The organism is Agreia bicolorata (genome assembly GCF_000938265.1).
Taxonomy (GTDB): Bacteria; Actinomycetota; Actinomycetes; order Actinomycetales; family Microbacteriaceae; genus Agreia; species Agreia bicolorata.
In genome coordinates this window covers 152,044-174,094 of sequence record NZ_JYFC01000006.1, presented here as the reverse complement: position 1 = coordinate 174,094, position 22,051 = coordinate 152,044, and the positions used below count along the sequence as shown (strand labels likewise).

The window sequence follows — 22,051 nt, the reverse complement described above, 5'->3', positions numbered from 1 at the left end:
GCTCCCGCACGCGGCTCAGCGCGAGCGGCTCAGTATGGGTTGGCGATGAAGAGGTCCTGAGCCGGGAACTTCGTCAGGATCTCGATGCCGTACTCGGTCACCACGACCTCCTCCTCGATGCGCGCGGCAGAGGACCCGTCGTCCGCAGGACAGTAGGTCTCCATCGCGAACACCATGCCGGGCCGGATCTCGACAGGATCCTTCATCGAATTGAGTCGCGAGATGATCGGCCGCTCGTGCAGCCCCAGCCCCAGCCCGTGCGCGAACTGCAGCCCGAAGGCAGCGAGCTCGTTGTCGAATCCGAAGTCCTGGGCCTTCGGCAGGGTCCGCGCGACCTGATCGCTGCCCACTCCGGGAGCGATCGCATCCAGAGCGGTGTCCATCCACTCCCGCGCGCGCTTGTAGGCATCGTGCTGAGAGGGCGTCGCCCAGCCCACCCCGAAGGTCCGGTAGTAACACGTCCGGTAACCGTTGTACGAGTGGATGATGTCGAAAAAGGCCTGGTCGCCCGGTCGGATAATGCGATCGGTGAAATTGTGCGGATGCGGGTTGCACCGCTCTCCCGAGATGGCATTGATGGCTTCCACCTGATCGCTGCCGCTTTCGTAGAGCCGCTTGTTGGCCAGCGCAACGATCTCGTTCTCCCGGACCCCTGGCTTGAGCGCGTCCACGATGTCCTGGTACACGCCGTCCACCATCGCGGCGGCCTGGTTGAGGAGAGTGATCTCATCGATGTTCTTGATGACGCGGGCGTCCAGCATGGCCTGCTGGGCATCGGCTACCCGGATGCCCTGACGCTCCAGCTCGAAGAGGAATGGCGGTTCGACGATGTCGAGACCAACGGGCATCCCCGCCACCCCGTGAGACGTCAGGATCGACTTGATCTCCGACACCGCGTCACGCATCAGGCCGGCCCCGCCTTCCGGCGCCACCGCTCCTCGAAACCCCAAGAATCCTGGACGGTAGGAATCATCGGGAACGAACCCGGAGTACAGCTTGTGGTGCTTAACGGCGGAGCCGAAGTCCCACAGAATGGGGTCCTGTCCGCGCACGAGCAGCGCGTAGCGGATCATCTTGTCGCCCAGCGCGCCGCCGATCCACGTCTGAGTCGTATAACGGATGTTGTAGAAGTCGAAAAGGAGAAATGCGCCGCACTCGCTAGCGTCGAGGGCCGCCTTCGCCCGGCTCAAACGGTAGTCCCGCAGGCGGTCGAAATCTACGCGATTTTCATAGTCCACGCCCGAGTGCCCTGGAGCATCCAGCGGCCGCACCCCTGCGGGCCGTTGGCTAGGCCGTTCGAATCGTCGTGTGTTGTGGTTGTGCGTGTGAGTCACTGTGGATCCCTCTGCTCCGGGCTGCCGTCGCTCAGTTCTGCGGCGTAAGGCCGTCGGTCACGTTCGCGTTCTCTGAGACGAGTTCCAGCCCGGCGCCGCGCGCTACCGTCAGCAGGAGTGTGGCGAAGTCGAGCTCGATATTTCCTCGGTCCACCTCGTCGGCCACGATGTCACGGGTGATGCTGGCCACCGGAAGCGGGACTCCCAGTTCACGGCCCGCGTCGAGTCCGAGATCGAAGTCCTTCTGGAGAAGGACGTTGGTGAACGTCGGCGTGAAGTCGAGGTTCACGAGCGCCGGAGTCTTGTAGCGGGTGAAAGTGGAACCCATGACCGAGTCGTTCAAGAACTCGAGGAAGGCTTCGCGCGACACGCCGCCCTTCTCCGCCAAGACCGTGATCTCTGCAAGCGATTGCGTCACAACGCCGAGAAAGACGTTATGGGCGATCTTGACGAGTCGGGCGACCTCGCCCTCGCCGACGTAGGTCACGCCGCGGCCGAAGGTACGAAGAAGAGGGGCGACCTCATCGAACACCCACCGGGGCCCAGACGCCGCCACGGTCAACTTGCCCGCCGCTATCACAGCCGGGTTGCCACTGACCGGTGTGGCCAGCAGAGCCGTACCGCGCTCGCTCGCCGCTGCGCGCAGCACCTCGCTGGCGGTCGTGGAAACCGTCGAAGAATCGGCGATAATACGCGGCGCCTTGTCGGGATCGGTGAGCAGTCCGTCAGGCCCGGTTGTCACGGCGGCGAGATCGACTGACGTCGAGACCATGGTGAACACCACGTCGCGGTCTGCGAGATCCACGGGTCGAGCAGCGAACCGCGCACCGGCATCGATCAAAGGCTGCGCTTTGGCCGCCGTGCGGTTGTACACGGTCACGTCATAGCCGGCTTCCAGCAGTCGATAGACGAGCTGCGAGCCCATTCGACCTGTACCGATCCAACCGATCGAGAGTGTGTCTGACATCTTTGCCTCCTTGGGATAACAATCGTTTGCAGTAATGCTAGCGCCTCGCTCACGGAATCCAACAGGAACGTTTGAATATTTCGTAACCGTAATAATTCCGCGAAGGAAGAAAGCGCCTACCTGGCGGCTGCAGTCAGGAAGTGGCTCCAGCCGCCGCGTCGGGTCGTGTCAGCTGTCTGCCAGAGCCTTGAACGCCGGTTCGATTCGGGCGAGCGTCTCCGCCACGTCTTCGCTTGTGTGGGCTGCGGAAACGTACCAGATGCCTCGGTATGCGACCCAGACTCCCAGCTCGATCAGGTGCTGAGCGAAGTCGCTGTATCTGCCGGATTCGAGGGCCTGGATCTGTTCATAGCTCGTGATCTCATCGTCGGAGCTGTCAAAACGCAGGTGGAACGCCATGGGAAGCCCTTGCACTCGCATGGGCAGGTCGTACTTGGCGATGAGCGCACGGATGCCGTCGATCAGTTCGCCGCCAACAGCCTCGACCTTTTTGTACACTTCTCCGCTCTCGAGCTCGTCGAGAGCGGCGAGGACGGCGGCAGTAGCGACGACATTTCCGTTGAATGTTCCGGCGTGTGTCAGCCGACCGGTTGCCACCTCGGCGAAAAGCTCACGCTTGCCAATGAGAGCGGCGCACGGCCAACCGGCAGCCATGGCCTTGCCATACACGGCAAGGTCCGGCGACACTCCGAACCGGCCGGATGCGCCGCTCAGACCAAGACGAAAGCCGCTGATGGTCTCATCGAAAATGAGAACGCTGCCGTTATCGGAACAGGCCTGCCGCACGGCTTCGAGGTACCCGGGGCGAGGCTCGATCGCGCCGCTGTTCAGCATTATCGGCTCCATGATCACTCCCGCGATCTCGTGACCGCGTTCGCGCAGAGTCCGCAGGAACTCTTCCGTGTCGTTCCAGTTGATGGTGATCACTTGCTCGAGAGCCTCAGGGACCTGCCCCAGACTGCCAACGCCAGCCTTACCGTCCTCCGACCTGATCTGGATGTTGTCGAACCAGCCGTGGTAGTGACCGTGGAATCGAAGGATGTACTTTCGACCCGTGTTCTGCCGAGCGATGCGCAGGGCTGCTTGAACCATCTCGCTGCTCGAGCTGCCGAAGCGAAGTGTCTCCGCCCAGGGGAAGATGGCCAGAATGCGTTCGGCAGCTTCGACCTCGCGACGGTGTGTTGCGGCGAAGATGACGCCGTCCTTCTGGGCCTCAGCGAGCTTCGCCACAACACGCGGCGGTGCATAGCCAAGGAAGTTCGGGCCCTGCCCGAGCAAGAAGTCGATGTATTCGCGACCGTCGACGTCGAACAGCCGGCTGCCCGAACCACGCTCAACGATCAGATGCGGGTTGAGCAGGCGGGTGTTGCTTGTGACTCCGCCGGCGAGGACGCGATTGGCGCGTTCTTGGAAGTCCTGCTGAACAGTCTTGGTATCAGTCATTGCCTAGTCCTTTTGGTCGATGTCGGATGGTGTCAACTTGTAGAAATTCGCGGCAGTGCGCTCGAAGACTTGCTGCTCTTCGAAACGAGACAGAGACTGCACAAGGTGAGTCGCCGTGCTCGCGACTTGGCTGTAGGTCGCGGCCAGGAGGCAGACAGGCCAGTCGGACCCGAACATAAGACGGCGCGCACCGAACAGGTCGAAGGCCACCTCAACGAAGGGCACGAAGTCCGAGGCTTTCCAGTTGTTCCAGTCAGCTTCGGTGACCAGGCCCGATATTTTGGCTGTGGTGTTGGGAAGGGCCGCAAGTTCTCGCATCGAGTCGAGCCACCGAGGGTCGACCTCAGGAGCAATAAGCGGCTTGCCTAGATGGTCGATTACGAAGGGGAGATCAGCGTGCTTCGCGACCACGTGGGCTGCAGCATGGGCCTCTCGTACGCCTATCTCCAAGTCAAAGGTCAGCCCTCGGCGACTCACCTCGGCCAACCCGCTGGAGACATCGGACCGTGCGATCCAATTCGGATCCGCTTCGTCGGCGACGCCATGGCGAATCCCCTTGAGAAACTCGCCGCCGGGACTGTCGAGCAGTCGATCCAGGGCTGCGCCGACGTCCCTTGCCGTCAAATCGACCCAGCCCACAACTCCGGCCACGACATCGTGTTCTTCGGCCAGACGAAGAAGCTCGATTGTCTCCTCGGTGCTGCTGAGCGTTTGAACGACGACAGTGGCCGCGACTCCATTGGACTGGAGTTCTGGCACGAGCTGTTCGATGCCGTGTGCCCCGAGCAGCGTACCCATCTGCTCAGTGATCCACGGGTACTGAAAGCGAGTGGAGTCGAGGAAGTGCTGGTGAGCGTCGATCTTCACGGGTTGGCTTGGCCCGTTGCGGGAACGGGGGCCGTCTGCCTGAGCAGGCCCGCATCCTTGAGTTCCGCCCAGAGGTCGGAGGGAATGACCAGATCGAAGAGCTCGATGTTTTCGGTCATCTCTTCGGGCGAGCGGGATCCCGTGAGAACAGCGGCGACGCTTGGGTGGGCCTTCGGGAATTGGAGGGCCGCGGCCTTCAGCGGTACGCCATGCCTCTCGCAAACGGCAGCCAACTCCAGGGCACGGCTGACGATGCTTTCAGGTGCGCGATTGTAGTCGTATCGGGCATCCACGTGCGGATTCGCAAGGAGTCCGCTATTGAACACGCCTCCGGCAATAACTGCGATGCCTCGTTCTTCGCAGAGCGGGAGAAGAGAATCGAGGGCGGTCTGCTCGAGGAGCGTGTACCGCCCGGCAACAAGAAGAGCGTCAGGGTCCGACTCCCGCGCAATGATCTCGAGTGCACGAGTTTGGTTCATTCCCGCTCCGATGGCCTTGACCACTCCTTGGTCACGGAGCTCGATCAGGGTCGGAAACGCTGTCGCGAGGGCTTCGTCGAGGTAGTCGTCCGGATCGTGCACGTGGACGATATCCAAGTGATCTGTGCCGAGCCGCTCGAGGCTCTCCTCGATGGATCGGAGAACGCCGTCGCGGGAGTAGTCGTAGACCGTCGCGAGCTCTGGCTCATCGAGGCTGTTGGAGTTGCCCTCGGGATCGACCGGACGAAGAAGGCGGCCCACCTTGCTGGAGAGCACATAGCTGTCGCGAGGCCGCGATGCCAGAGCCTGGCCGAGTCTGAGTTCTCCCTTTCCGCGGCCGTATTGCGGAGCGGCATCGTAGAACCGGATTCCGTGGTTCCAGGCAGCATCGACCGTAGCGATCGCCTGCTCTTCGGGCACTGGGCTGTACATGCCCCCGATTGCGGTTGCTCCAAAGCCCAGCGCGGTGACGGAGATGTCCGTGCGACCCAGTCGCGAGGGTGCGTCGTGCTTCATGGGAGCATCCTTCGGGATCAGTCGTGGAGGGAGGAACCAGCGAGTGTTGTCGTGGTCGACCCTAGCCATGACGAGTGTTGCCGAACAATGACGTACTCACGAATAGGTGTTCGGTGTTGCCGAATAATGTGGGGTCAGCCCGGTCAGAAGGTCGGAGGAACCGAGGAATCGATGAACCCGGCGACCGATTCGGTGCGGCCGAAGTCCTTCGCGATACCGATCAAATCCGACACCCTCGGCGTGGATTCGGGCCACCAGGCCAAGACGACTGTGCAGGGCGGGATGTCCCTGATCGGGCGAAACACCACGCCCGGTCGCGAGTACCAGCGACCAGCCCCGGCGGACGTCACGCTGATTCCTGCACCCCGCGCGACAAGGTGAAGCTCGCCATCTCGTGTACTCGCTTCGCCGACGACATTGGCGGGTTCGCTCCGGTAGTCAGACAGAAGCCAGTAATCGCGCCAGGGTCCAGGGGCGTTCGGAGCAGCAATGATCGGCTCGTCGAGGATGTCTGCAACCGTAACGGTCTCTTCAGCCGCCAAGCGGTGACCTTCGGGGAGACAGGCCACTCTTGCCTCCGCGATCAACTCGAGCGACGTGAGGCCGGTGAGTCCGACTGGGGGTCTGATGATAGCCGCGTCGACCGAATGATCGCGAAGCCCGGCCGTCGGATCGGTGAAGTCGAATTCCACGGTGCTGAGTTCGCGCTGGGGATGCTGCGTGGCGAATGATCGCAGCAGCCAGGGCACGACCTCGAGGCCCGCTCCAATGGCGTAACCCAGCGTCAGGCCGGAATTGCTGGCTGCACCCGTGCGCTGGGCCACGCCGAACGCGGTGTCGAGGTCGATCAAAGCATGCCCGACCATCTCTTTCAGAATCGCGCCCGCCTTCGTCAATTCAACGGAGCGAGTTGTCCTCACGAAAAGCACAACACCGAGTTGCTTCTCGAGTTCCTTGATGCTTTCGCTGACCCATGGGTTGGAGACACGGAGCTCTTGCGCAGCACCTGAAAAGCTCTGCAACTCGGCAACGGCAAGAAAAGTACGAAGTTGACGCAGCGTGATGTTGGACGCGGACATGTGGCCGACTATAGCCGTTAATTCGGTATGACCGAATAGTTGTAGGGGGATTCGTCATTGTTCCGGGTTCTGAATCGCCCTATGTTCGTCTTGGCCTCACAGCCGCGACCTTATTGCGTGACCACAGATCCGATTTTGCGTCGGACGAGTACTAACACGGGAAGACGATGATGATGACGGGTTACCCCTGGTCCACAGTCCAAGCAAACATTTCACTCCTCTTCAACGAGGTCCCTTTTCTCGATCGACCGGCAGCGGCCAGAGCAGCCGGTTTCCAGGCCATCGAATGCTGGTGGCCGTTTGCCACAGCGGTTCCCACCAACGAGGAGCTCGCGGCGTTTGTGGGGAGTATCGAAGATGCTGGCGTTCACCTGCGGGCACTCAACTTCTTTGCGGGAAACATGGCTGCCGGTGAGCGAGGAATCCTCTCCGATCCTTCACGGCTGAGAGAATTCCGCGACAACGTCGACGTCGTCGCAGATCTTGGAGCTCGTCTCAAAATCGAGAGCTTCAACGCACTCTACGGAAATCGTATTGAGGGGCTCGATCCAGCGAAGCAGGACGATTCGGCTATCGAGGCGATCACCTTCGCAGCTGACGCGGTATCGGAAATCGGCGCCACCGTTCTGCTGGAGCCGGTCAGCGGAGTAGATGCCTACCCGCTGAAGGCTGCTGCAGACGTGGTTCGAGTACTTGCTGAAGTCCCGCACCTGAGCAATGTGCGCCTCCTCGCCGATCTGTATCACTTGACGGTCAATGGAGACGATGTCGAAGCCGTCGCTCGCGAACACATGTCCGTCATCGGCCACGTGCAGATCGCCGATGCGCCGGGTCGCCACGAACCGGGCAGCGGCGATATGGACATCCCGGGCCTCGTCGAGGTCTTCGTCCAGCACGGGTACAAGGGCCGGGTCGGTCTCGAATATGTGCCCTCCGCCGGGACCCGTGAGTCGCTTGAGTGGCTTCGGTCGCTGAGCCCTTTCTTCGGCTCCGATGCTCACGATGCCGTCCGAACAAACTAGAAGGATCCCTGACATGTCAGAAACCGCAACTATCGCATTCATCGGCTTGGGCATCATGGGCAGCCCCATGGCTGTCAACCTTGCCAAATCGGGACATCACGTCATCGGCTACAGCCGACGGGAAGCCAGTGCGTCCCGCCTCATCGAGGCAGGTGGAACCCGAGCCGAGTCCATCCACGAGGCAGTGCAGGATGCGGACATCGTCATCACGATGCTCCCTGACTCTCCTGAGGTCATCGACGTTGCTCTTGGAAGTTCGGGTATCTTCGACAGCGCCAAGCGAGGCGCCCTGTTCATCGACATGAGCAGCATTGCTCCGTCGGCGTCCCGAACCATTGCCGATGAAGCAATCAAACGAGGGATCGCGGCTTTGGACGCACCCGTCAGCGGAGGCGAGCAGGGAGCCATCGATGGAAAGTTGTCCATCATGGTGGGAGGCTCTGCGGAGAACTTCGAGCGAGCACTTCCCTACCTGCAGTCAGTCGGAACCACCGTCGTCCATGTCGGCGGTGCGGGAGCAGGCCAGACGGTCAAAGTGGCAAACCAGCTGATTGTGGCAGGCAACCTGCAAGTCCTCGCTGAGGCTCTTGTCTTTCTCGAGGCTCAGGGCGTTGACACTCAGGCGGGCCTGCAGGTTCTGTCCGGAGGTCTGGCCGGCAGCACCGTCATGACCCGCAAGGGAGAATCCATGATCTCTCGATCATTCAAGCCCGGGTTCCGCATTGCTCTGCACGACAAGGACTTGAAGAACTTCGCTGTCGCGGCGCACGAGTCCGAAACGGCCACGCCAGTCGGCACGCTTCTCGCTGAGCTTTTCGCCAGTGCGAAGGCCGAAGGCGACGGAGACCTTGATCACTCAGCGATGTTCCGCCACGTTGAACGGCTGTCCGGTAGTGAGCAAGGCTAAGAGGGTCGTCGTCGCCCCGGATAAGTTCCGTGGTTCACTCAGCGCGCTCGAGGCCGGCCTGTTCATTGCCCAGGGGATACACGATGTCCTGCCCGACTGCTGGGTGGATGTGTGTCCGATCGCCGACGGCGGCGAGGGGACGATCGATGCGGTCGCGGCGTGCGGGTTCGGTGTCCGGGAGGTCGAGGTTGTGGATCTGGCTGCGGGGTCACGCATTCGCGGTCGGTTCGCGTTCCGCGGCCAGACAGCTGTCATCGAGCTCGCCGAGTTCGCCGGCCTGGGGTTGATCCAACCGTCCGTGACAAGCTCACGCGACGCGACATCCTTTGCCCTTGGACAAGCCATATCTCTCGCGCTAGACGACGGGTACTCGGAGATCGTGCTCGGGCTCGGCGGCTCAGCGAGCACCGACGGCGGCGCAGGGATGATGCACGCTCTCGGGCTTGTCTTCTTGGATGCCACCGGTCGAAGGCTCGTGCCAGGGATCGACGACCTCTCTTCGACCGTCACCCTCGACACGGATTCTCTGGACTCCAGGCTGGCGAACACGACCTTCGTCGTCGCGTCGGACGTCGAGAACGTTCTGCTTGGCCCCAGCGGCGCGGCGCGCGTCTTCGGGCCGCAGAAGGGCGCGGACGCGATGACCGTTCTCGTGCTGGAGGAGCGCCTTCGGCGCTACTCCGATGCGGTACGGACACACATCGGCAGGGATTACAGCGACGTTCCTGGGTCCGGAGCAGCCGGAGGTGTGGCCTTCAGCGCTGTGGCATTCCTCGGTGCACGCCTCCAGTCCGGAGTCGACCTGATCCTCGAGCTGTCGCGTTTTGCAGCCCGGGCGGCCGATTCCGACCTCATCATCACGGGCGAGGGAAGCCTCGACGAGCAGACCCTCAGTGGCAAGGCCCCGATGGGCGTTGTCCGGAACGCTCGTCAGCTCGGCATTCCCGTCGTTGCTGTTGCTGGCCGATGCAGTCTCACACCACAGCAGATCGATCACGCCGGCTTTGACGGCGTCTACAGCCTCCAAGACGTCGAGCCCGATCCGTCACAGTCGATGCGCAACGCGAAAGAACATATCCGGGTCATCGGTCGACATATCGCATCGGCCCGGTTGGAGCCCACTTCAGCCCAGACACACAGCCACCACATTTCATAGGAGAAACACGTGATCACCAGCGTTAGCACCAGAACATCGACCGACCGAGTCGCCGTCGACACCATCCGCACATTGACAATCGACGCGATCGCAGCGGCGAAGTCCGGCCATCCGGGAGCAGCCATTGCACTCGCCCCCGTCGGATTCACTATCTGGAACCACTCCTTGCGTTACGACGTCGACAACCCCGCATGGATCAACAGGGACAGATTCGTGCTCTCCGCGGGACACGCCTCAATGCTGCTCTACTCCCTTATCCATCTCGCGCAGATCAAAGATCCCTCGGCAGACCGACTGGCCATCGAGCTGGACGACATCAAGAACTTCCGGCAGCTCGGCAGCCGCTGCGCCGGACACCCGGAACGCGAAGTGGACGGAGTCATCGAAGCGACGACGGGCCCTCTCGGCACAGGTATCGCAACAAGTGTCGGAATGGCGATGGCCAGCAAATGGCAGGGCGCGCACTTCAACAAGCCCGGATACGCCATCTTCGACTACCGGGTCTTCGCTCTTGCGGGCGACGGCGACCTCATGGAAGGCGTGGGACAGGAGGCTGCATCGTTGGCAGGGCATCAGCGGCTGGACAACCTCTGCTGGATCTATGACAGCAACGAAGTGACGATCGAAGGATCCACCGGTGTCGCGTTCACCGAAGACGTCGCCGCTCGTTTCCGCTCCTACGGGTGGAGCGTTGATCACGTGGCCGATGCCAACGACAGAGACGCCATGGCCCGGGCGCTCGATCGATTCGACCAGAACTCCGAGTCACCCACCCTCATCATCGTCAACAGCGTCATCGGCTACGGGGCACCCACCAAGCAGGGCACCGCTGCCGCCCACAGCGAGCCCCTCGGCGAGGCCGAAGCACGAGCAGCGAAACGCTTCTACGGACGGCCGGAAGACTCCCCGTTCGATGTGCCGGACGAAGCCTACGAGGCTTTCTCCGCCGGTATCGGCACCCGGGGTCGGCAGTCATACGCCACGTGGTTGGAGAAGCTGGAGCGCTATCGGGCCAATAATCCTGATCTCGCCAAGGAGCTCGATCGGTTCTCCACGCGGGAACTTCCGATCGGATGGGACGATGATCTTCCCGTCTTCGATGTCGACGATGCTCCCCTCGCCGCGCGAGCCGCCAATCAGATCGTCCTGAATGCAGCAGCGGTCGCGATCCCCTGGCTCCTCGGGGGCGCCTCCGATCTGGCCCCCTCCACCAAGACCGCCCTGGACTCCCCAGCCGGGCACTTCAGCCCCTCCGATAGAGATGGCCGCAACCTTCATTTCGGCGTCCGCGAATCCGCAGCCGCCTCTGCCGCAAACGGCCTTGCTCTGAGCGGACTCCGGCCGTTCCAGGCCGGCTTCCTCGTCTTTTCGGATTTCCAGCGCGGCCCCATGCGCCTAGGCGCCCTCATGGGTCTCCCCGTTATCCACATCTTCACCCACGATTCAATCAGCATGGGTGAAGACGGTCCGACGCACCAACCGATCGAACAGCTCGCCTCCCTGCGCGCCATGCCGAACCTGATCGACATTCGCCCGGCAGACGCGAATGAGGTTTCTGAAGCGTGGCGTGTCATCGGCCCGATCACAGACGAATCCGTCGCTCTTGTGCTGGCCAAGCAGGACTTGCCTATCATCGACCGTCGCCGCTTTGCTGCCGCGTCGGGGCTGTCGCGAGGCGCATACGTCCTCGCTGATCCGACAGACGGTCAAGACCCCACCGTGATCCTCATCGGCACAGGCAGCGAGGTACACCTCTGCCTGCTGGCCTGGGAGGCTCTGAAAGCCGACGGAATCGCTGCTCGCGTTGTGTCCATGCCGTCATGGGCCCTCTTCGAACGCCAGGACAAGGCTTACCGAGACAGCGTCCTCCCTCCACACCTCCTCGCTCGAGTGACGGTCGAGCAGGCGAGCGGACTGGGTTGGGAAAGATATGCCGGCAACCACGGGGCGATCATCGCCATGAACACCTTCGGGGCGTCAGCGCCGGGCGAAGACGTGCGACGTAAGTTCGGTTTCACGGTCGACGCCATCGTCAAAGCCGCGCGCGCCCAGGTGAACGGGACTGGCGACAACGCATGACGATCCCGCTGCACGATCTGGCGAGGCTGCCTGTGGCATAGCGCGAGGCGGCGGCACAGGTGGCTATTCCTCGTGCGCTTGAGCGGATGCGGCGCGGCGCGAGCCGACAGCACGTCTGAGCCACCTGCTGCCCGGCCCCTCGTGCTGCGCCTCGTCACCGGGATTAAAGAGGGTGCACCGCCCGAGCGAAAGACAGCCGCATCCGATGCAGCCGTCGAGGTCGCTCTGCAGAACCTCGAGCTCGCGGATTCGCGATGCGAGAAGCTGAGCCCACCGCTCGCCCATTGCGCGCCACTCCCGCTGGTTTGGGGCGCGATCTTCCGGCAGCCCTGATAGCGCGACCCCGATCTGCTCGAGACTCATGCCGACGCGTTGACCGGCGGCGATCACGGCCAGCCGCCGGAGGATATGCCGAGGGAACATTCGGCGGCCACCGGGTTCACGGATGGCCCGGATCAGACGTCTCTCCTCGTAATAGCGCAATGCGGGCACACTCACCCCCGCGCGCGCCGCCGTCTCGCCGATGGAAAGCAGATCGTACGGGGCGATGTGGTGCATCAGCCCACTCTCACGCATCGTCGACTTGACCTCAAGTGGACTTGAGCATGTTGGATCGGTTCCAGGCATCTGACCGAGAGGAAGACATGACCATCTGGACCTGCGCGACCTGCGCGATCGAGCATCGAGACACCGTCAGCCCGCCCGACCACTGCGCGATCTGCTCCGACGAGCGCCAATTTGTGCCGGCCGGAGGGCAGCAGTGGACCACACGCGATGAACTCGCCGAACGGGGCGTCCGAATCGCGGTGTCGCCCCTCGAACCCGGCCTATTCGCGGTGACCACGGTTCCCGAACTCGGCATCGGCCAGCGGGGCCTTCTGGTGCAGACCACGGCCGGCAACCTGCTCTTCGAACCGCCGGGCTTCCTCGACCAGACTGCGGTGGAGGCCGTTCGCGCCTTGGGCGGGGTCGCGGTGATCGCGTCCAGCCATCCGCATCTCACCGGATCCTCGATCCAGTGGAGCCAGGCGTTCGACCGCGCACCGGTGTACGTGGCAGAGAAGGACCGGGAATGGATCCGAAGGCCCGACGACACGATCGTTTTGTGGGAAAAGCGAGTGGAGCTGCTTCCCGGCCTCACGATGTACGAGTGCGGCGGACACTTCGCCGGCAGCAGTGTCGTGCATTGGCCAGCCGGCGCAGAGGGGCGAGGCGTCCTGCTGACCGGCGACACGATCGCGGTCGGCGCTGATCGAAAATCAGCCAACGTGATGCGAAGCTTCGTGAACAACATCCCCCTCCCGGAACGTGCCGTCCGCAGGATCAAGGATCAGGCCGATGCCCTGGCGTTCGATCGTATGTACAGCGCCTTCGGGGAACTGCGCCACGATGCCCACCACATCGTGCAGCAGTCACTCGCGCGGTACATCAGCTGGCTCCGAGACGAGAATCCCGAGTGACAGAGGGGCGGTCTACATGCCGTGGGTCTGGGCACGCAGAAACTCGATCGCTGCGGTGCGGAAATGGCGCGACGTGGGCGCGTTGAAGTGGTTTCGACCGGGGATCTCGTAGAACACCCCGTTCGGAGTCGCCTCCGAGAGCGAGCGCGAGCGCTCGAGGATCGCGTCGTCGCTGCCCGTCGCGAACAGCACGGGCTGCAGCGGTGGATGCGACGGGTCGGGCTGGATGCCGTCACGCATGCCGTCGACAAGGCTCATCAGGGCCTCGAGATCGTTGCCCGGGATGGCGGAGGCCATCGTCACGTAGGCGCGGGTGATCCGATCCTCGACCTCGGCGCCGGTCTCGATGAACGCCCTGGCCTCGTTCGTGCGCAGTCGCGTGAGCGGCTGACCGTCGGGGATTCCGCCGAGAACAGCCCGTGTGATGCGCCCCGGTAGATCGAGCGCGGCCTGCCAGCCGACCCGCGCGCCTAGCGAGTAGCCCGCATAGACTGCCTCGTCGATCAGATAGGTGTCCATCACCACGACCAGATCGGCGACGAGCTGTTCCATCGAATAGGCGGACGGGTCGTGCGGCTTGTCGCTCTCTCCGTGCCCTCTCTGGTCAAGGGCGATCACCCGGTAGCCCGCGCGAGTGAGGTCACGGGTCCACCCCGTCGCGTGCCAGTTCACGAGTGCACTCGAGGCGAAGCCATGCACCGCAAGAACGGTCGGCGCATCCGCATCGCCAAAGTCATAGGTCGCCAACTGCAGCCCATCAGACGACATGATCTTCTGCGCACGGGGCGCATCCGGCACAAGTGAGTTCACGCGACCAGTCTGCCAACAATCGGCGGCGTGCTGTGCACTCACGCCGTGCTGGTCGACACTCACCCGCTATGCCGTGGGCGTCGTCCGCAGGGCCGTCACGAGCAGCTCGCGAAGCGCTCTCTGCTCGCCATTCTTCAGCGATGAGACGAGGGGATCGAGATAGCCCGCCAGATCTTTCGTGAGTCGCGCTGCCATGACGTGTCCCTCGTCGGTGAGCGTGACGTCGACGACACGTCTATCGTCGGGATTGGCCACGCGCACGACCAGCCCCCGGGCTTCGGCACGCGCGACGAGACCGGTGAGCGTCGACTTCTCCAGACCGAGGTATGCAACCAGATCGGTCATGCGCAGACGCCGATCCCGGAGGATGGCGAGCACCCGGAGCTGCGTCAACGACAGGTCATTGTCGGATGCGAGCCGGGTCAATGCGCCCATAGTCACGAATGCGGTCTGGGCCAAGGCGTCGACCAGCTCGTCCGTCGCCCCGATCGCATTGCCTTCCTGCTCACGAGCGGTCACACACATCTCCTTGAATTGGTATGTATTACAAACTATATTGGTTCGTATAACCAACCATATCAAGGAGTAGTCATGAAAGCCGCCGTCGTCTCCCGTTTCGGTCAAGCGCCCCGATTCGACCAGTTCCCACTGCCGACCGAGCTCGGGCCGCATGAAGAGATCGTCGAGGTCGTCGCCACGGGCCTGCACCCCCGAGTGAGGTCACAGGCCGATGGGTCGCACTACACCAGCATCGGCGAGGTTCCCCTCGTGCCGGGAATCGATGGGGTCGGCCGTGCCGCCGACGGCGAGTTGCGTTACTTCATCCTCCCCGACACGGCTCTCGGCTCGATGGCCGAGCAGACGGTGATCGATCGACGGCGCAGCGTGGCGATCCCGTCGGCAGCCGACCCCATCCAGATCGCGGCCGCGATGAACCCGGCGATGTCGTCCTGGATCGCACTCCGCCGCCGTATCGATATGCCGGCAGGCCAGAGCGTGATGATCCTCGGGGCGACGGGCAACGCCGGACGACTGGCAATACAGGTGGCGAAGCATCTCGGCGCCGCTCGCGTCATCGCGGTCGGTCGGGGAGCAGACAGACTAAAGGGGCTCGGCGCCGATTCGATCGTGTCACTCGACGAAAACGCACAGTCCGTCACCGCCGCTCTCGGAGAAGCGGGAGAACGGGTCGACGTCGTGCTCGACTACCTGTGGGGCACACCCACTCACGATGCGCTCTCCGCGATCATTCCGCGCCGCGCAGACGACGATCAGACGCTGAGTTGGATTCAGATCGGATCGGTTGCCGGCGTCGAGTCCGCGATCCCCTCCGCAGCGCTCCGCGCCACGAACCTGCACCTCATCGGCAGCGGTCAGGGTTCTGTCTCGACGCGCGACATCGTCTCGGAACTCGAGAGCCTTGCCGAGGCGGTGACCAGCGACGCGTTCACCATAGGTGCCCGCTCGGTGCCGCTTCACGATGTGGAGACCGAGTGGAACCGATCCGCCGAAACAACAGATCGCGTCGTCTTCACGCCGTCGCGGGGAAATGAATGAGCCCCGCCGGCGGCCGGGCTCATTCTGCGATATCTCGCGATTCGTGTGAGGCAGATGTCTCTACGAATCACGCGGTGGCAAGTGAGGGATTCGAACCCCCGAAGTCTAAGACGGCTGATTTACAGTCAGATCCCTTTGGCCGCTTGGGTAACTTGCCAGGGCGCACCCGACCACGTGAAACACACAACCGAAGGCGCGTGTACACATTACCCGCCTTCACGCCGTCGGCGAAATCAGCCCGTCGCGAGGTCGTTCGAATAGCGGATAGCGTACTCCGAGACCCCCACCGCATAGGGCGCCGCATCGTTGTATGCCGCGATCGCCATGCGCCAGTTGTCGGGCACCGAGAGGTCTCCGCCGGCGTGGCAGAGATAGTTGGCCGTGGCGAGCACCGCGTCGTCGAAGTTCTGCGGATCGACCTTTCCGTCACCCGAACCGTCTGCGCCCCAGTTGCGCCAGCTGTCGGGAATGAACTGGAGCGGGCCGACCGCGCGATCCCACGTGGCGTCACCGTCGATGGCGCCCTGATCGCTGTCTGGGATCTCGTTCGTGCTCGACCCGTCGAGAGCGATGCCGAGAATGGGCGGGGTGACGAGCCCATCGGCGCCGATCGACGAGCCGTCGATGGTGCCGTGGTGGCTCTCCATCTCGCCGATGCCCGCCAGCGTGTTCCACCCGAGGTTGCAGCCCGGGTTCTGGTTGGCCACGTAGACCGCGGCGCCGCCGTACGCCAGCATGGCGCGATCCGGGATGCCGGTGGCCGCGGCCGCCTTCGCCGCCCAGTCGGCGTCGACCAGGGTGGGCAGACCCGCCCAGGGCTCGACGACAGGAGCGATGGCGGCCTCGGGCGTGGCCTTAGCCGGAGCCTCTGCCGTCTCGGGTTCGCTCGGCTCGGGTGACGTCGTGCACCCGGGAAGGACTAGCGCGACTGCGAGAGCAGGAACGAGGAGAAGGGAACGACGCACGGCCCCCAGTGTACGGATGGGGTCTGACACGGCAGCGAGCGCGGGTGTTCTCGCCCAACGCAGTGGCCGCGCCTGCGCGCTCGGCGAGAACACCCGCGTTCGGCGCCACGGCTCGAAGCTAAACTGGTGCGCATGGCAGATTCAAGCTTCGACGTAGTCAGCAAGGTCGACAAGATGGAGGCGGACAACGCCCTCAATCAGGCGCACAAAGAGGTGGAGCAGCGCTACGACTTCAAGAACATCGGCGCCTCCATCGAGTGGAGCGGCGAGAAGGTTCTGATGAAGGCCAACTCCCCCGAGCGCGTGAAGGCGATCCTCGAGGTATTCGAGGCCAAGCTCATCAAGCGCGGAATCTCGCTGCGCAGCCTCGACGTGGGCGAGCCCTACGCGTCCGGCAAGGAGTACCGACTCGAGGCATCCATGAAGAACGGCATCGAGCAAGAGGCCGCCAAGAAGATCTCGAAGCTCATCCGAGACGAGGCCCCCAAGGGCGTCAAGAGCCAGATCCAGGGCGACGAGCTGCGCGTCTCGTCGAAGAGCCGCGACGACCTGCAGGCCACCATGGCGCTGCTCAAGGGCGCCGATCTCGACGTGGCCCTGCAGTTCATCAACTTCCGCTGATCGGCGGGCACATGGTGATGGATGCCGGCACGCCGGCCACCGCCCAGCAGCCCGCGGGAGTTCCCGGCGTCGACGTTCCTGACGCCCGGGGTCGCACCGGTCTCGACCAGACCGGCCGCGACCTGAGCGGCAATCCCCGCGTGCGCGTCGCAGACGTGCGCCTGCTCTCGTCGAATTGGCATGTGTTCCGCGCCAACACGCTCGAGTATCAGCGAGCAGACGGCGTGTGGGAGACGCAGCATCGAGAGACCTACGATCGGGGCAACGGAGCAACGATCCTGCTCTACTCCGTCGCGCAGCGCACGGTGCTGCTGGCCCGTCAGTTCCGCTACCCGGCCTACGTGAACGGGCATCCAGACGGCAATCTCATCGAGGCGGCCGCGGGCCTGCTCGATGACGACGACCCGCTCACCGCCATCCGGCGCGAGGCGCGCGAAGAGACAGGCCACGAGATCGGCGAGGTGAGCCCGGTCTTCGAGGCGTACATGAGCCCCGGCTCGGTCACCGAGAAGCTCTTCTTCTTCGCCGCGCCCTATTCGCCCGATACCCGAGCGGATGCCGGTGGCGGGCTCGCCGACGAGGGCGAAGAGATCGAGCTGCTCGAAATCGACTTCGACGAGGCGCTCGATCGCATCGGAGTCGACATCATCGACGCGAAGACGATCATGCTGCTGCAGTGGGCCGCACTGCGCGGACCATTCGCACGCTGACGCCGTAACGAATTCAGGAGGGGAGACTCACCAACGCCACTGTGGCGACGGTGAGCCTCTCCTCCTGAATTGCGTTCGTGCCGGCGCTACTTGGTGGCGGCGGCCAGGGTGTCGACGAGGTTGTCGAGTCCCCACGGCAGCGACAGCGCGGTAGGCGGCGAGACGGCGGAGATGTTCTGCGCCCCCACCAGCTGCGCGGCGTGCCCGGCAGCGACGGCCGGGATCACCGACGTCTGAGGCGAGCTGGTGAACGTGTCGGCCTCGGGCTGCGTGGTCGCGTAGTTCAGCACGACATCGGCCTGCAGCTTGTCGAGCTGCTCGTAGCTGAGCGTGTAGAAGAACGTGCCGTCGCCATTCGCCAGCTCGTCGACCGCGGGTGCGTTCGTGAAGCCGAGGTCGAACATGAAGCCCACGCGGGGATCGTTCTTCTTGTAGACGTAGAACGTGCCCGAGCTATCGGCCACGGCGGCGAGGGTCTTGCCCTTGAACTCGGGGTGCTCGGACGCCTTCTGCGCGATCTGCGTGTCGATGTCCGAGAGAACCGTCTTGGCCTCGTCGCTCTTGCCGAGGGCGGTGCCCACGGTGGTGACGACGTCGCGCCACGGCGTGCTCCACGCCTGATCGGGGTACGCGACGGTCGGTGCGATCTCCGAGAGCTTCTTGTACTGCTCGTCGGTGATGCCCGAGTAGACGGCCAGAATGACGTCGGGGTCTGCGGCGGCGATCGCCTCGTACGGCGGTTCGTCGGGCGAGTCGGGGAGGATCGTCGGCATGGCGGCGCCATCCTTCTCGATCGCGTCTTTCACCCAGGGCAGCACGCCGTCTTTGTCGCCCGCGTAGGAGTCGAACGGAATGGCCTTGGGGATCACGCCGAGGGCGATGGATGCGTCGGTGCTGCCCCAGCCGAGCGTCACCACGTTCTTCGGGTTGGCCGGCACCGTCGTCTCACCGAACGCGTGCTCGATGGTCGCGCCTCCGGCCGACGCGGAGTCGGTCGAGGAGTCGGAGGCGGCGGTGCTGCAGCCGGCCAGCAGCAGCGCTGCGGTGAGAGTCGTCGCTGCGAGCGCGGCGAGTTTCATTCTTCGAGGCAAGGGGAGATCTCCAATGGTGATGCGAGGGTTCGGGGTTGTTAGGTAAGCCTAAGCTGACCTGGCCCCCTCGCGCCACTCACAGCCCCTGGTGAAACCGCCCCATCGGTATGACCATGGGCGAGTGGCTGATCGGGTCGTCGATGATCATGGCCTCGAGGCCGAAAGCGGTGCCCACGGTATCGACCGAGATCACGTCACCCGGTGCGCCCTCCGCCACGATCTTTCCGGCCGACATCACGACGAGGTGGTCGGCGTAGCGAGCAGCCAGATTGAGGTCGTGCAGCACCATCACCACCGTGGTGCCCCGCTCGCGATTGAGCTCGTGCAGCAGGTCGAGGACCTCGATCTGGTGAGTCACGTCGAGGAAGGTCGTGGGTTCGTCGAGCAGCAGGATGTCGGTCTGCTGCGCCAGGGCCATGGCGATCCACACCCGCTGCCGCTGACCTCCCGACAGTTCGTCGATGCGCCGGTCGGCCAGATCCACCGTGTCGGTCGATCGCAGCGCCTCGGCGACGGCGGCCGAATCCTCGGCTGTCCACTGACGGAACAGGCCCTGTCGAGGAAACCGTCCGCGACCCACCAGGTCGGCCACGGTGATGCCATCGGGAGCGATGGGCTGCTGAGGAAGCAGACCGAGCACGGTCGCGAGCTGCTTGCTGGGGTAGCGGTGCACGTCCGTTCCATCGAGCGTCACGACACCCGCCTCCGGGCGCAGCAGCCGCGCGAACGAGCGCAGCAGCGTCGACTTGCCGCAGGCGTTCGGACCCACGATCACGGTCACGCGCCCGTCTGGGATGACGGCGTCGAGGCCCTCGACGACGCGACGTCCGTCGTAGCCGAGAGCAAGACCATCCGCTCGCAATTCATGAGACGTCATGCTGTTCCTCTCGATCGATTGCTGCGGGCCAGCAGAAGTAGCAGAACCGGGGCGCCCACGATCCCCGTCACGATGCCCACCGGCACCTGGAGATTCGAGACGGCGTGCTGGGCGATCAGATCGGAGCCCGTGACGACGAGCGCCCCGACGAGCGCGCTGACGACGAGGGCGGGGCCGGTTCCGCCGAGGAGACGACGCGCGATGGGCGCAGAAACGAAGGCGACGAACACGACGGGCCCCGCGGCAGCCGTGGCGACGGCCGCCAGCCCAACCGCGATCAGGGTGATGACGAGCCGCGCCGGGGTGACGCGCACACCGAGACCGGCGGCGGCCTCGTCGCCGAGCTGCAGCATCCGCAGCCGGGGCGACACCGCGGCGAGCGCCACGACGAGCACGACAAGACCGACGGCCGTGCTCGTCAGCTCCTCCGAGGTGACGGTTCCGAGGCTGCCGACCAACCAGACCAGGGCGGACTGAGCGTCGCGCACATCCGACCGGGTCAGCATGTACCCGATCACCGCCTGGGCGAGAAAGGCGAGAGCGATGCCGACGAGCACGAACCGAGAGCCGGCCACTCCGTGCCGGGCCGCGAGCACCGTGATGAGGCCCGCCACCAGCACGGCGCCACCGAACGCGGCGAACGAGACGGCGAGGCCGCTCCAGCCGGCCAGCAGGATCGCAGCGACTGCCGCCGCGCTCGCGCCCTGCGAGATGCCGATGATGTCTGGGCTCGCCAACGGGTTGCCGAGCAGACTCTGGAAGACCGCGCCCGCCAGCCCGAACGCCGCGCCCACCATGAGCCCGAGGAGGAGCCGTGGCACCCGCAGGCCGAGGATGACGAAGCGGTCGCCGCCGCTGCCCCCACCCAGCAGCGTGGTGAGCACGTCGCCCGGAGCGACGACCCGATCGCCGAGCATCAGCGCGACGATGGCGAGGGCGGCGAGCGCAGCAAGCAGCACGGCGGCGATGACGAGAGTCCGGATGCGCCCGGCCCGGCGCGCGACGGCCACCAGCGCGAGATCGTCAGCCGGCGGCCGGCCGTGGTCCAGCACGCTCATCGGGTCACCGCCTTGTTTCCGCGGACGAGGGCGATCAGCACCGGCGCGCCGATGAGCGCGACCACGATGCCGGCCTCGACCTCGGAGGGCGGGGAGATGAGGCGTCCGATGGTGTCGGCGATGACGAGCAGCGCGGCCCCGAGAGGCATCGACCAGAGCAGAATCCAGCGATAGTCGGCGCCCACGAAGCGACGCACGATGTGCGGCACGACGAGTCCGACGAAGACGAGCGGCCCCGCCAGCGACGTCGCCGAGCCGCAGAGGAAGATGATGGCGACGCCCGCGACGATGCGGGTGAGTCCCACCCGCTGGCCGAGCCCTCGAGCGACATCGTCTCCGAGCGCGAGCGAGTTGAGGCTGCGCCCGAGCAGCAGCGCGGTCGCCGCCCCCACGACCAGGAACGGCGCCAGGGTGGCGACCGTAGACACGTCTCTGCCCACCAGCGAGCCGACAGACCAGAACCGGTACTGCGCGAGGGTGTCGAGATCGCGCAGCAGGATCAGCGTGATGAATGACGTGAGCACGGCCGTCGTGGCTGCGCCCGCGAGGGTGAGGCTGAGCGGGGAAGGGCCCGTGCGGCCCGAGGCCACCGCGTACACCAGCGTCGCAGCCAGGGCGGCTCCCCCGAACGCGAACCAGATATAGCCCGACGGAGCGGTGACGCCGAAGAAGGCGATGGCCGTGACGACCGCGAGCGAAGCCCCGGCATTCACCCCGAGGAGACCGGGGTCGGCGAGCGGGTTTCGCGTGAGGCCCTGCATTAGAGCCCCCGCGAGTCCGAGAGCCGCCCCCGCCACGAGCCCGATGACCGTGCGGGGAACGCGCAGGTCGAGCACCACCATCTGCTCGACCCCCTTCGTGCCGCGCGAGAACACGGCATCGAGCACGGCGGCCACGTCGATCGAACGGCTGCCGAGAAGGAGGCTCGCCCCCACCGCGAGAAGCACCACGACGAGCAGGGCGATGAAACCCAGGATCCTCGTCGCGAGCCGGGTGAAGGTAAGCATTACCTAAGTATGACAGTCGGCCCGAGCCGCTCTCTGAGAACGGGCG

22 protein-coding genes and 1 tRNA gene are annotated in these 22,051 nt (G+C 64.4%); 8 read left to right on the top strand and 15 right to left on the bottom strand.

The features are described from left to right. Positions 1-29 precede the first annotated feature (29 nt). The 6 genes from TZ00_RS14010 to TZ00_RS13985 form a co-directional block, all read right to left on the bottom strand. Positions 30-1,238 (bottom strand): M24 family metallopeptidase, encoded by a 1,209-nt coding sequence (locus TZ00_RS14010; protein WP_238579696.1) that lies wholly within the window; start codon positions 1,236-1,238, stop codon positions 30-32. Positions 1,239-1,365: 127 nt separating this feature from the next. Continuing rightward, complete coding sequence (locus TZ00_RS14005) at positions 1,366-2,301, bottom strand: NAD(P)-dependent oxidoreductase (RefSeq protein WP_044442586.1); 936 nt, start codon at positions 2,299-2,301, stop codon at positions 1,366-1,368. Positions 2,302-2,469: 168 nt separating this feature from the next. Further along, the gene (locus tag TZ00_RS14000; protein ID WP_044442584.1) at positions 2,470-3,744 is read right to left on the bottom strand and encodes an aspartate aminotransferase family protein; all 1,275 of its coding nucleotides are present in this window, start codon (positions 3,742-3,744) and stop codon (positions 2,470-2,472) included. Between the two features lie 3 nt (positions 3,745-3,747). Continuing rightward, on the bottom strand, positions 3,748-4,611 hold the full coding sequence (locus TZ00_RS13995; protein WP_044442583.1) for an amidohydrolase family protein: 864 nt from the start codon (positions 4,609-4,611) through the stop codon (positions 3,748-3,750). After that, entirely contained in the window at positions 4,608-5,606 is a 999-nt protein-coding gene (locus tag TZ00_RS13990) for an aldo/keto reductase (protein WP_044442582.1), read from the bottom strand. The genes TZ00_RS13995 and TZ00_RS13990 overlap by 4 nt, the downstream gene beginning before the upstream one ends. Before the next feature lie 143 nt (positions 5,607-5,749). Beyond that, entirely contained in the window at positions 5,750-6,685 is a 936-nt protein-coding gene (locus TZ00_RS13985; RefSeq protein ID WP_044442581.1) for a LysR family transcriptional regulator, read from the bottom strand. Positions 6,686-6,858: 173 nt separating this feature from the next. Here TZ00_RS13985 and TZ00_RS13980 point away from each other — a divergent pair, with 173 nt between their 5' ends. The 4 genes from TZ00_RS13980 to tkt are packed head-to-tail and all read left to right on the top strand — an operon-like array spanning position 6,859 to position 11,849. Continuing rightward, entirely contained in the window at positions 6,859-7,707 is an 849-nt protein-coding gene (locus TZ00_RS13980; RefSeq protein ID WP_152631228.1) for a hydroxypyruvate isomerase family protein, read from the top strand. Continuing rightward, complete coding sequence (locus TZ00_RS13975) at positions 7,688-8,614, top strand: 2-hydroxy-3-oxopropionate reductase (protein WP_238579695.1); 927 nt, start codon at positions 7,688-7,690, stop codon at positions 8,612-8,614. The genes TZ00_RS13980 and TZ00_RS13975 overlap by 20 nt, the downstream gene beginning before the upstream one ends. Beyond that, entirely contained in the window at positions 8,601-9,770 is a 1,170-nt protein-coding gene (locus tag TZ00_RS13970) for a glycerate kinase (protein ID WP_044442577.1), read from the top strand. The genes TZ00_RS13975 and TZ00_RS13970 overlap by 14 nt, the downstream gene beginning before the upstream one ends. A 9-nt stretch (positions 9,771-9,779) precedes the next feature. Beyond that, on the top strand, positions 9,780-11,849 hold the full coding sequence (gene tkt, locus TZ00_RS13965) for a transketolase (protein WP_044442575.1): 2,070 nt from the start codon (positions 9,780-9,782) through the stop codon (positions 11,847-11,849). 63 nt (positions 11,850-11,912) lie between these two features. Here the strand turns inward: tkt and soxR are convergent, their stop codons facing one another. Next, positions 11,913-12,407: a redox-sensitive transcriptional activator SoxR gene (soxR, locus tag TZ00_RS13960; protein ID WP_044442767.1), complete on the bottom strand. Its 495-nt coding sequence runs from the start codon at positions 12,405-12,407 to the stop codon at positions 11,913-11,915. An 86-nt stretch (positions 12,408-12,493) separates the two neighbouring features. On the opposite strand from soxR, the gene TZ00_RS13955 reads away from it, so the two are divergent. Next, complete coding sequence (locus TZ00_RS13955) at positions 12,494-13,309, top strand: MBL fold metallo-hydrolase (protein WP_044442574.1); 816 nt, start codon at positions 12,494-12,496, stop codon at positions 13,307-13,309. Between the two features lie 12 nt (positions 13,310-13,321). Here TZ00_RS13955 and TZ00_RS13950 read toward each other — a convergent pair whose 3' ends face one another. Then, positions 13,322-14,077, bottom strand: coding sequence for an alpha/beta fold hydrolase (locus TZ00_RS13950; protein ID WP_084606160.1), 756 nt, complete (start codon positions 14,075-14,077; stop codon positions 13,322-13,324). 108 nt (positions 14,078-14,185) lie between these two features. Next, entirely contained in the window at positions 14,186-14,638 is a 453-nt protein-coding gene (locus TZ00_RS13945) for a MarR family winged helix-turn-helix transcriptional regulator (RefSeq protein ID WP_202965860.1), read from the bottom strand. 72 nt (positions 14,639-14,710) lie between these two features. Between TZ00_RS13945 and TZ00_RS13940 the strand changes: the two genes are divergently transcribed. Further along, positions 14,711-15,676, top strand: coding sequence for a quinone oxidoreductase family protein (locus tag TZ00_RS13940; protein ID WP_044442568.1), 966 nt, complete (start codon positions 14,711-14,713; stop codon positions 15,674-15,676). A gap of 75 nt (positions 15,677-15,751) precedes the next feature. On the opposite strand, the gene TZ00_RS13935 is transcribed toward TZ00_RS13940, so the two are convergent. After that, positions 15,752-15,833: transfer RNA gene (locus tag TZ00_RS13935), tRNA-Tyr, on the bottom strand. A gap of 76 nt (positions 15,834-15,909) precedes the next feature. Beyond that, entirely contained in the window at positions 15,910-16,641 is a 732-nt protein-coding gene (locus TZ00_RS13930) for a lytic transglycosylase domain-containing protein (RefSeq protein ID WP_152631208.1), read from the bottom strand. Positions 16,642-16,773: 132 nt separating this feature from the next. Here TZ00_RS13930 and TZ00_RS13925 point away from each other — a divergent pair, with 132 nt between their 5' ends. Continuing rightward, the gene (locus TZ00_RS13925) at positions 16,774-17,262 is read left to right on the top strand and encodes a YajQ family cyclic di-GMP-binding protein (RefSeq protein ID WP_044442566.1); all 489 of its coding nucleotides are present in this window, start codon (positions 16,774-16,776) and stop codon (positions 17,260-17,262) included. 11 nt (positions 17,263-17,273) lie between these two features. Further along, complete coding sequence (locus TZ00_RS13920) at positions 17,274-17,972, top strand: NUDIX domain-containing protein (RefSeq protein WP_238579694.1); 699 nt, start codon at positions 17,274-17,276, stop codon at positions 17,970-17,972. A gap of 86 nt (positions 17,973-18,058) precedes the next feature. Here the strand turns inward: TZ00_RS13920 and TZ00_RS13915 are convergent, their stop codons facing one another. From TZ00_RS13915 to TZ00_RS13900, 4 genes are all read right to left on the bottom strand, one after another. Then, complete coding sequence (locus TZ00_RS13915; protein WP_044442565.1) at positions 18,059-19,051, bottom strand: iron-siderophore ABC transporter substrate-binding protein; 993 nt, start codon at positions 19,049-19,051, stop codon at positions 18,059-18,061. A gap of 88 nt (positions 19,052-19,139) precedes the next feature. Beyond that, positions 19,140-19,940, bottom strand: coding sequence for an ABC transporter ATP-binding protein (locus TZ00_RS13910; protein WP_044442564.1), 801 nt, complete (start codon positions 19,938-19,940; stop codon positions 19,140-19,142). Then, entirely contained in the window at positions 19,937-20,998 is a 1,062-nt protein-coding gene (locus tag TZ00_RS13905; RefSeq protein ID WP_044442563.1) for a FecCD family ABC transporter permease, read from the bottom strand. Before TZ00_RS13905 ends, TZ00_RS13910 begins: the two co-directional genes overlap by 4 nt. After that, complete coding sequence (locus TZ00_RS13900; protein ID WP_044442561.1) at positions 20,995-22,005, bottom strand: FecCD family ABC transporter permease; 1,011 nt, start codon at positions 22,003-22,005, stop codon at positions 20,995-20,997. Before TZ00_RS13900 ends, TZ00_RS13905 begins: the two co-directional genes overlap by 4 nt. Between the last annotated feature and the right edge of the window lie 46 nt (positions 22,006-22,051).

What these genes read in the sequence shown, in the direction of transcription:
- TZ00_RS14005 (WP_044442586.1), bottom strand. Translation starts at nt 2,301, where the DNA reads ATGTCAGACACACTCTCGATCGGTTGGATCGGTACAGGTCGAATGGGC.
- TZ00_RS14000 (WP_044442584.1), bottom strand. Translation starts at nt 3,744, where the DNA reads ATGACTGATACCAAGACTGTTCAGCAGGACTTCCAAGAACGCGCCAAT.
- TZ00_RS13990 (WP_044442582.1), bottom strand. Translation starts at nt 5,606, where the DNA reads ATGAAGCACGACGCACCCTCGCGACTGGGTCGCACGGACATCTCCGTC.
- TZ00_RS13985 (WP_044442581.1), bottom strand. Translation starts at nt 6,685, where the DNA reads ATGTCCGCGTCCAACATCACGCTGCGTCAACTTCGTACTTTTCTTGCC.
- TZ00_RS13980 (WP_152631228.1), top strand. Translation starts at nt 6,859, where the DNA reads ATGACGGGTTACCCCTGGTCCACAGTCCAAGCAAACATTTCACTCCTC.
- TZ00_RS13975 (WP_238579695.1), top strand. Translation starts at nt 7,688, where the DNA reads ATGCCGTCCGAACAAACTAGAAGGATCCCTGACATGTCAGAAACCGCA.
- soxR (WP_044442767.1), bottom strand. Translation starts at nt 12,407, where the DNA reads ATGCACCACATCGCCCCGTACGATCTGCTTTCCATCGGCGAGACGGCG.
- TZ00_RS13955 (WP_044442574.1), top strand. Translation starts at nt 12,494, where the DNA reads ATGACCATCTGGACCTGCGCGACCTGCGCGATCGAGCATCGAGACACC.
- TZ00_RS13950 (WP_084606160.1), bottom strand. Translation starts at nt 14,077, where the DNA reads ATGTCGTCTGATGGGCTGCAGTTGGCGACCTATGACTTTGGCGATGCG.
- TZ00_RS13940 (WP_044442568.1), top strand. Translation starts at nt 14,711, where the DNA reads ATGAAAGCCGCCGTCGTCTCCCGTTTCGGTCAAGCGCCCCGATTCGAC.
- TZ00_RS13925 (WP_044442566.1), top strand. Translation starts at nt 16,774, where the DNA reads ATGGCAGATTCAAGCTTCGACGTAGTCAGCAAGGTCGACAAGATGGAG.
- TZ00_RS13920 (WP_238579694.1), top strand. Translation starts at nt 17,274, where the DNA reads ATGGTGATGGATGCCGGCACGCCGGCCACCGCCCAGCAGCCCGCGGGA.
- TZ00_RS13915 (WP_044442565.1), bottom strand. Translation starts at nt 19,051, where the DNA reads ATGAAACTCGCCGCGCTCGCAGCGACGACTCTCACCGCAGCGCTGCTG.
- TZ00_RS13910 (WP_044442564.1), bottom strand. Translation starts at nt 19,940, where the DNA reads ATGACGTCTCATGAATTGCGAGCGGATGGTCTTGCTCTCGGCTACGAC.
- TZ00_RS13905 (WP_044442563.1), bottom strand. Translation starts at nt 20,998, where the DNA reads ATGAGCGTGCTGGACCACGGCCGGCCGCCGGCTGACGATCTCGCGCTG.
- TZ00_RS13900 (WP_044442561.1), bottom strand. Translation starts at nt 22,005, where the DNA reads ATGCTTACCTTCACCCGGCTCGCGACGAGGATCCTGGGTTTCATCGCC.